10 protein-coding genes and 1 pseudogene are annotated in these 7,404 nt (G+C 55.7%); 2 read left to right on the top strand and 9 right to left on the bottom strand.

The annotated features are described in order from the left end of the window. Positions 1 to 378: 378 nt before the first annotated feature. From KGB14_RS19305 to KGB14_RS19320, 4 genes are all read right to left on the bottom strand, one after another. Positions 379 to 747, bottom strand: a complete 369-nt coding sequence (locus KGB14_RS19305) for a DUF6124 family protein (protein ID WP_223488319.1) — start codon at positions 745 to 747, stop codon at positions 379 to 381. Between the two features lie 250 nt (positions 748 to 997). Continuing rightward, on the bottom strand, positions 998 to 1,561 hold the full coding sequence (locus KGB14_RS19310) for a histidine phosphatase family protein (RefSeq protein WP_223488328.1): 564 nt from the start codon (positions 1,559 to 1,561) through the stop codon (positions 998 to 1,000). 295 nt (positions 1,562 to 1,856) lie between these two features. After that, entirely contained in the window at positions 1,857 to 2,378 is a 522-nt protein-coding gene (locus KGB14_RS19315; protein WP_223488320.1) for a GNAT family N-acetyltransferase, read from the bottom strand. Positions 2,379 to 2,418: 40 nt separating this feature from the next. Further along, the gene (locus tag KGB14_RS19320) at positions 2,419 to 2,874 is read right to left on the bottom strand and encodes a tautomerase family protein (RefSeq protein WP_223488321.1); all 456 of its coding nucleotides are present in this window, start codon (positions 2,872 to 2,874) and stop codon (positions 2,419 to 2,421) included. A 96-nt stretch (positions 2,875 to 2,970) separates the two neighbouring features. Here KGB14_RS19320 and KGB14_RS19325 point away from each other — a divergent pair, with 96 nt between their 5' ends. Next, positions 2,971 to 3,930 (top strand): GlxA family transcriptional regulator, encoded by a 960-nt coding sequence (locus tag KGB14_RS19325; protein ID WP_223488322.1) that lies wholly within the window; start codon positions 2,971 to 2,973, stop codon positions 3,928 to 3,930. 63 nt (positions 3,931 to 3,993) lie between these two features. On the opposite strand, the gene KGB14_RS19330 is transcribed toward KGB14_RS19325, so the two are convergent. The 3 genes from KGB14_RS19330 to KGB14_RS19340 all read right to left on the bottom strand — a co-directional run bounded on the left by KGB14_RS19330 (position 3,994) and on the right by KGB14_RS19340 (position 5,928). After that, on the bottom strand, positions 3,994 to 5,034 hold the full coding sequence (locus KGB14_RS19330; protein ID WP_317851037.1) for an EamA family transporter: 1,041 nt from the start codon (positions 5,032 to 5,034) through the stop codon (positions 3,994 to 3,996). 227 nt (positions 5,035 to 5,261) lie between these two features. Then, positions 5,262 to 5,519, bottom strand: a complete 258-nt coding sequence (locus tag KGB14_RS19335; RefSeq protein WP_223488323.1) for a hypothetical protein — start codon at positions 5,517 to 5,519, stop codon at positions 5,262 to 5,264. Between the two features lie 34 nt (positions 5,520 to 5,553). Further along, positions 5,554 to 5,928, bottom strand: coding sequence for a DUF6124 family protein (locus KGB14_RS19340; RefSeq protein WP_223488324.1), 375 nt, complete (start codon positions 5,926 to 5,928; stop codon positions 5,554 to 5,556). Here KGB14_RS19340 and KGB14_RS19345 point away from each other — a divergent pair. After that, positions 5,915 to 6,151 (top strand): hypothetical protein, encoded by a 237-nt coding sequence (locus KGB14_RS19345; RefSeq protein WP_148057904.1) that lies wholly within the window; start codon positions 5,915 to 5,917, stop codon positions 6,149 to 6,151. The two genes, KGB14_RS19340 and KGB14_RS19345, sit on opposite strands and share 14 nt — an antisense overlap. A 94-nt stretch (positions 6,152 to 6,245) precedes the next feature. On the opposite strand, the pseudogene KGB14_RS28575 reads toward KGB14_RS19345, so the two are convergent. Both KGB14_RS28575 and KGB14_RS19350 read right to left on the bottom strand, forming a co-directional pair. Continuing rightward, positions 6,246 to 6,341: pseudogene (locus KGB14_RS28575) on the bottom strand (hydrolase); the annotation flags it as partial. Positions 6,342 to 6,622: 281 nt separating this feature from the next. Further along, positions 6,623 to 7,404 (bottom strand): LysR substrate-binding domain-containing protein (locus tag KGB14_RS19350; protein WP_223488325.1); only part of this gene is annotated, 782 nt, incomplete at its 5' end.

Here is a 7,404-nt window from a genome sequence, read left to right on the forward strand (position 1 = left end):
ACGAAAGATGAACAGCCTCGCTTTGTTATCGGGTGATGGTGCTCCGAGCGCAATGGAGGGCAGGACTCGTGTTTTGTACCGCTGAAGCACCGTGCCCCTGTGCCGCCGGTCACTTGAAATGACCGCCAACAAACGACAGGCAAAAAAAAGCCCGCGGGAGGCGGGCAAACCTTAGTTTCTTGAATGAGCGAGGGAAATGTACAGGTTCGAGAGAGGCGGTGGGGTGAAGAAAAATTCATATGGATGGCAGGTCGCTCGAGCCCGGCACCGTATCGTAGAACATCTCTACCCGTTCAAATCCGCAACAGGCACCTGCGATATTCGTCAGGTGCCTTTTATGTTGAGGGTGCGGCAAAGACTTCCTGTCGCATCATTCACTCAGTGGCAGATGGGCGGCTTGGCCGCGATCGCCGACCCGATCGGATCAAGGTTTTCCCGCGCTCGGTTGACCAACAATTCGGCCACCATCGCCAATCGCTGAAGCGCCAACGCCACATCACGCTGCGAGCCTTCGAGTTGGTTGGCAAAGTCCGCCGTCATGACGCTGAGGGATGCCAGGGTTTCGCTGGCATGAGCGAGCAAGGTAGGGGTGTCGACGTCGGGGCGGACGGAATAGATGTTCCTCGTCAGGTTGCGCCGACGGGCGCTGACGGCGCGCTCGGTGGTTTCGGGACGTTGGGTTGGGTCGAGGGTTTCAGGCTCTGAAGTGGCCGGATTTTCAACTAAATGCAGGGTGATTTTTTTCATAAGGGCGTTCCATGGGGTTAGGGATCCTTACGCTGTTTCGGCTTGTCAAAACCGTCCGCAGGGTTTGCAGCGAAGCGTGAAGACTATCGTCCGGAAACCTTGTCCGCCAGTTCATGGAAGTCGCTACGGGTTGCGGGAAATTTCCCAGGATGACGTGGCTCTAATCTGTCAGAGAAATCCTTTTGAGCTACGTTCAGCCCGCATGACCCGGAGCGACCATCACCCTTCGAGGCAGGGCTATCGCCGTGCCTTAACCCTGATTCATCCGATAGGTCGTCGCGCTCCAGTACCGGCTACCATTGCTTTTATGGCGAGTCCATCCGGCAGCTTCCAACCGCTTGGCGATCATTCGATTCATGAATCCATGACCCAGCAGGAGCACTGGCCCTTCGTTGGCAAGGGATTGAAGGTGTTGAGCGGCCGTATGGGCCCGCGTTTTAGCCTTGCGGGCAGACTCGACCGTCCCAGAGAAACCGCACAACCATAGGATTCGAAGAATAAATGCCCACGTAAACGGTGAAAGGCGCGGCCGTGTCCATCGCCCATAGGGCAACTGCGCCTCGCAGAAGATCTCATCTACAAGGCTGGGCTGAAGGCCCAGCGCCCGAACGGATGTCAACGCCCGAGGCGCAGTACTCGACACGATCACTTTGGCGGTAGCGGCCACCTCCACACTCGCCTCAGGGGCGAGCTGGTTGATGATTTCGGACAGGTCGTATTGTTCGATCCAGTGTTTCATATCGAGTGATGAAATCTTGTCAATCACAGCCAGATCCGGCTGGCCATGACGCATTAAGATGATTTCCCTTTCCATTGTAATCACGTCCTTGTCTGGGGCCCGCGAGTGCAAAGGCTGCACGCTTGCGGGCATTTGGAGAGGGGTGATCATGCCTGAATAAAAAACCTGAAGCATCGATCAGCATCCGGATTTTATCCCCGACGAGCGGTGAACCTGTCTCTGCGAAATCGCTGTCGGCTCAGAGGTACGGCGATCACTACTCCCTGATCAGGGTAATGGTCATTCATGGGTAAGCGTCCGGTAAAGTCATCTGGCTTTTTCCGCGTCGTTGTTTATGACAACCAACCGACAGGGAGGCCATCGAATGTGCCTATCGGGAAAGTTCACATGCCATTGCTACCATTCCAATTTCAACCAGGTCAGTTTTGAAAGGGATTTCACCGATTTCTTGGAAACCGAAACCCTCATAGAATCGCCGCGCATTTGAGTTGGTCTTGAGTAGGTCAAGCCACAGCAAGCGTTCTCCGCGCTCTATCGCTCGGTTGCAAATGAAGTGCAGAAGCCGTTTCCCATACCCTCGTCCTGCTTCGGATTTGAGAAAGTAAATTTTTTGAAGCTCCGCGCCCAATTCGCCCGTTAAAGGCGCAGGCGTTGACCAGTTAACTTTGGAAAAGCCTACGACCCTACCGCTTTCGTCTGAGGCTATAAGCCACAAATGGCTAGCGGGGGATTCGAGTGATTTGCCGAGCGAGTCAGGGGAAAAGTCTTGATTGAGGAAGCCCTGCATGCCGGAGAGAGACCAGATGTCCGAAAAATGCTCTTGGTAGGTCTCACAGCCGATTTCACGTAGAACATCCAGGTCGGCTTTAGTCGCTTCACGAATGTTAATCATATTCCTCACCGGTTTATTTCGAAGGCACGTCGACCTTTCCTTACTGCTCCGCCTGCCCTTGCAGGTGTCGGTACCCAGCCGCCTGAATGAAATCGGCCAAATGCCAAATCGCTCCGTTGGCTGCCCAGAAATCGTCTTTGACTTCATCAAGGATGATCGACGTCATGATGATCCGCTGGTCGTCCGCTGCTCGCGACCGGCTTACCGCTTGATGCAAACGCTGTACATAGTCGCCTCGCATGGCCTCATTCAGCACACCGCCGGGAACCTTGACCTGCACGATGCAGGGGATGGCTTGAGCGCTGATATCCACTGCGCCGCATGTCCAGGAGCCAGGCGTCACTTCGTCAATGAGAGTCCAGCACATGCCCCGTTGACGTGGATCGTCGCCGATTTGCTCGACCTCAATGGCCACTTTCGTAATCTCTTCGCAAAGCAGTGCCCGTTGTTCGGAAGTAAAAGAACCTTGAGGCACCTTGATCAGGATATTTGGCATACAGGTTAACGCTCGATGAAATGGAAGCGTTATTAAGCCAGCCCTGGAACACTGCAACCAGCGACCGATTCGACATCTTTCGTGCATAATCAGCCAATGAATGATTTCACGATTCTGGTAACTCATGACGCCTTTGCCTCCAGTGTCGCACTGACTCTGGATATCCTTTCGACGGCGGCCGTACTTGCCCGGCGACAGGGCACCGCTGTACCTCGCTGGCAAGTCTGCGGGGTGAACACGGATTGCGTGACGCTCGGCCACGGGATGCAAATTGCGGTTCAGCCCTTGGCTATCAGACCTGATGATCGCTCTTGCTGGATCATCCCCGGCATGGGCGTGGCTGACACCCTTATGATCGAGCACCGATTACAACAGGCGGATATTGCTCTGTTGGTTCCGGCATTACGCGCGCACGTGCAGGCCGGGGGTAACGTAGCCGCATCATGTTCTGCAGTATTCGTGCTGCAGGCTGCGAACCTGCTCGCTGGGCGCTGTGTAACCACTTCTTGGTGGTTGGCACCCTTACTCCAGCAGTGGGCGCCCGAGTGCCAGGTCGATGCCGACCGCATGGTAATCCTCGACCCGCCGTTGATTACCGCGGGCGCAGCGCTAGGTCATAGCGATCTGATGTTGCATCTTCTGCGAAGCCGTTTCTCCCCAGCTTTGGCTGATGCCGTTGCACGGGCGTTACTGATAGATGGTCGGCAATTGCAATCGCCCTTTATGGTTCCGGCAATGATGGCTCAGGGGAACGAATTGATCGCACAATTGACGGCTCATATTGAAGCCTCGCTACCGGCGACTATCAGCGTCAGCACACTCGCATCCGACTTTGGCCTGTCAGAGCGGACCTTGTCTCGACACATCCACAAGGCCATCGGTTATAGCCCGTTGCGGCTGATCCAGAGAGTCCAGGTCAATAAAGCCCGGGAGCTGCTGGCTAACAGTAAATACTCCATCGACACCATTGCCGAACACGTTGGATACAGAGATGCCACATCCCTGCGGCGACTGATGAAAAAAATGCTGAACACAACACCACGGCAATTACGTTAACTGCGGCGACGATGTTTTTTTCAATTCAATTATCCGCGGCACACTGCCGTCCGTCTCAGTCGCTCAGTGTGAGTGCCTGTGATGGATATCGGGAAAGTGCGGATGACTGTGTTGGATGGGCGCGTGGTCATGTAAATGGCTATGAGGTTGGGTGCCGTCCCACTCAAAGGCATGTTCATGCTGATGGTGCTCATCGTGAATATGCGGATGGTCATGGGTTTGCGGATCGTGTTGGTGTTCGTGAGAATGGCTCTCGGTAAGGTGTATCCAGACGCCAAGCCCCATCAGGCCTGCTGCAATCCAAAACACCCACGTCACGGCTTCGCCTAACAACAGGATTGAAATGGCGGCCCCCAAGAACGGTGCAGTAGAGAAGTACGCACCTGTGCGTGCTGTTCCAAGCCCCCGTAAAGCCAACACGAATAGCACCAGGCTAACGCCGTAGCCTAAAAAGCCTACGAGTAGCGCTGGCCCTAGCAGAGACAACTCAGGGAGATGCATTCCAAGAGCAATCCCTAAAGCGCAGTTGACGACCCCGGCGACCAGTCCTTTGATGCCAGCGATGAACAATGCGTCCGATGCGGAAACCTTCCGGGTCAGGTTGTTATCGATGGCCCAACAAAAACAGGCAATCGCCACGGCGACCGGGCCAACCCAACCGTGGGTCTGTGCGGAAGTTTGAGGCCACCCCAAGAGCACGCCACCCGCCACGATTGCGATCATTCCAGCGACGATCCGCCGGTCGGCGTTCTCTTTGAAAACCACCCAGGCCAGCAGGGCGGTCAACACCGCTTCAAGGTTTAGCAGCAGTGAAGCAGTGGTACCCGATGTAAGGGTAAGGCCGAACATTAAAGACACCGGCCCCAGCACTCCGCCGAACGCGATAGCGCCAATGAGCCATGGCCATTCGGATATGGTTAAACCGACAGGCTGCCAGCCGCGATCACGGATCAGTCTGGTGATTGTGAGACCCAAGCCGCTTCCCAGATAAAGCAAACCGGCGAGCAAGACTGGGGAGACGTTCAGCCCCAGGAGCTTGGCAAGGGGTGTGCTGGCACCAAAGAGGGCTGCAGCACCCAAGGCGTATAAAACGCTTTTGTTCATCATCTGTTCCGTAGCAAAGGCATGGTTGAGAAACACGATACCCGTCATGCATGGATAGCGCACTGAATCGCGGCGGGTGCGCTGAAAACTGGCGGGGCCCCTGAAGAATACCTGAGCGCGCGGGGGCGTTCGCAACATTCCAAATCCAAAAAAAAGGCACCTGCGACAGGCTCGTCAGGTGCCTTTCTGCGTTGGGTACGCGGCAACGATTTCCTATGCCGGATTCGTTAAGACGCCGAAACCTGCATCTGCAACCGCCGCCCCACCACATCCAGCAAATCGCAACCATCGCGCAACGAAGTCACCAACACCCGCGCCAGCTCACTGTGAACGCCTTCGCTTACGGCGAAGCTCTCCAGCAATTGAGTCGCGGTGCGGATGCGGTAAGCCGCCGTTTCATGCAGCACATCCAGCGGTGCTTCGGTGTCGATCAGCAGCGACGCGATGGTGCAGTCGATGCCGGTAATCGGCATGTATCGATCCATGACAAACCTCCATTCGATCAACGAGCAAAATCACTCAGTGGCAGACGGGCGTGACCGAAGGCGTGGGCAAATCGAGGTTATCCAGCGCTCGATTGATCAACATCTCGGCCAGCACGGCCAATTGCTGAATCGCCAATGCCACGTTGCGATGCGAGCCTTCGAGCTGGTCGGCCAGGTCGGTGGTCATGACGTTCATGGAGGCCAGGGTTTCGCTGGCGTGAGCGAGCAGGGTGGGTGTGTCGACGTCGGGGAGGATGGTGAAAACATGGCTCACGGGATCGGGCTGTTTCGGGTTGCGCAAGCGGGCGCTGACGGCGCGTTGGGTGGCTTTGGAGAGTTGGGTCAGGTCGAGGGTTTCGGGTTCTGAAGGGGTATCGGTTTCTGGAGGGTTGGGGGTGATCTTCTTCATGGTGGAGCTCCTGCGTTGTTTGGAGGAGCTGCCAACACCCTGCTGTCAAACAGTATTGGGTGGCAGCTATACGCGGGTTGACAGACCGGAAACGCAGGAAACCGGTGCATCCGAAGATGCCCCACGCACAGCCGCCATGAAAAAGCTGCATGCGCGCAAGCATGCCGTTTTATCAGGAAGAGTGGAAGTTTCCGGTTTTCAGCCTGTCAAAGCCGATCGCTGATTTGCAGCGACACCTGGAGGCTATCCTCGATAAGCAGCGTCCGCTAGTTCATGGAAGTCGATACGTTTTGAGGGAAATTTCCTAGGACGGAGCGGGGTGCTAGCCAGAATTGTTTCTTGAAGGTTCTGGATTCGTCGTGGCGTTCGATGGTGGCGACGCTGGGCAGGGTGTCGATGAGTGTTTGGATGCCAAACCCTAGATGCAACAAAACCCGCACTTGGCGGGCTTTGGCTTGGGCCGGGGTAATTTGAATTGGCTAAGTAAGTTATTGATTTATAACATTAATAATGATTTTAATTTTTCGTTGGAATACCAATTGGAATACTGCGCTCCACCTGACCACCCGTTTGCATTCGATCTGACCAGCACGCTTCGTAACTATGATTGGCAGTGAACTGGCCACAGCGGACGGTCAGCGATTACCGGCACAGCCGCCGCAACCTATAAGGACGGCGCGGTCGCGACAGTGCTTCATGAGCGCGTTGCATCTGGGCTGTCTACGGAAGGAATGGCAAATAGATGCTCGGCGGCAAAGTCCACGAATACGCGGATCTTCGGTGAAAGATGGCGACTGGACGGCCACAATGCCCAGAACTGCCCTTGATCTTCGCTGTGACCGTCGAGCACCGTTTCCAGGCGCCCCTGGGCGATAGCTTCGCGCGCCAGGAAGTCCGGGACAAATGCGATACCGTGCCCATCCACCACGGCCATCAGCATGGCTTCCATGTTGTTCAATGTCAGGGCGGTTGGCAGGCGTAACTGCGTGAACTGGGGGGCCGAAGACATACTCCAGTCCATTATTTTACCCGTCGTGACAAATCGGTAACGCAAGCACTCGTGATGCTCCAGGTCACTGATAGTGACGGGCCGTCCCTTACGCTGCAAATAGTCAGGCGATGCGCACAGGACAAACTTAAAAGGCCCCAGCTTGCGTGCCATCAGCTTGGAGTCGGCCTGCCCACCGCTGCGAATCACCACGTCAAAGCCTTCATCGATCACATCCACCACCTGGTCGTTGAAGTCCAGTTCCAGCTCAATCTCTGGATAGGTTTTGCGGAACCGCGCCATATGGGGCAAGAGAAAGCGATAGCCGATGGTGGGCAAGCTGACGCGTAACTTTCCACGGGGTTCCTGTGTTGCATGGGAAAGCATCGCCCGGGCATCTTGAAGATCGTCGAGGATCTTGCGGCAGCGTTCATAGAACAACTGTCCCTCCGCAGTCAGGCTGACTTTGCGGGTGCTGCGGTGCAATA

Source organism: Pseudomonas sp. A-RE-19 (genome assembly GCF_019956555.1).
GTDB lineage: Bacteria > Pseudomonadota > Gammaproteobacteria > Pseudomonadales > Pseudomonadaceae > Aquipseudomonas.

Coding starts and splice junctions, on each gene's coding strand:
- KGB14_RS19330 (WP_317851037.1), bottom strand. CDS start 5,034: ATGAACAAAAGCGTTTTATACGCCTTGGGTGCTGCAGCCCTCTTTGGT.
- KGB14_RS19305 (WP_223488319.1), bottom strand. CDS start 747: ATGAAAAAAATCACCCTGCATTTAGTTGAAAATCCGGCCACTTCAGAG.
- KGB14_RS19340 (WP_223488324.1), bottom strand. CDS start 5,928: ATGAAGAAGATCACCCCCAACCCTCCAGAAACCGATACCCCTTCAGAA.
- KGB14_RS19325 (WP_223488322.1), top strand. CDS start 2,971: ATGAATGATTTCACGATTCTGGTAACTCATGACGCCTTTGCCTCCAGT.
- KGB14_RS19310 (WP_223488328.1), bottom strand. CDS start 1,561: ATGGAAAGGGAAATCATCTTAATGCGTCATGGCCAGCCGGATCTGGCT.
- KGB14_RS19320 (WP_223488321.1), bottom strand. CDS start 2,874: ATGCCAAATATCCTGATCAAGGTGCCTCAAGGTTCTTTTACTTCCGAA.
- KGB14_RS19335 (WP_223488323.1), bottom strand. CDS start 5,519: ATGGATCGATACATGCCGATTACCGGCATCGACTGCACCATCGCGTCG.
- KGB14_RS19315 (WP_223488320.1), bottom strand. CDS start 2,378: ATGATTAACATTCGTGAAGCGACTAAAGCCGACCTGGATGTTCTACGT.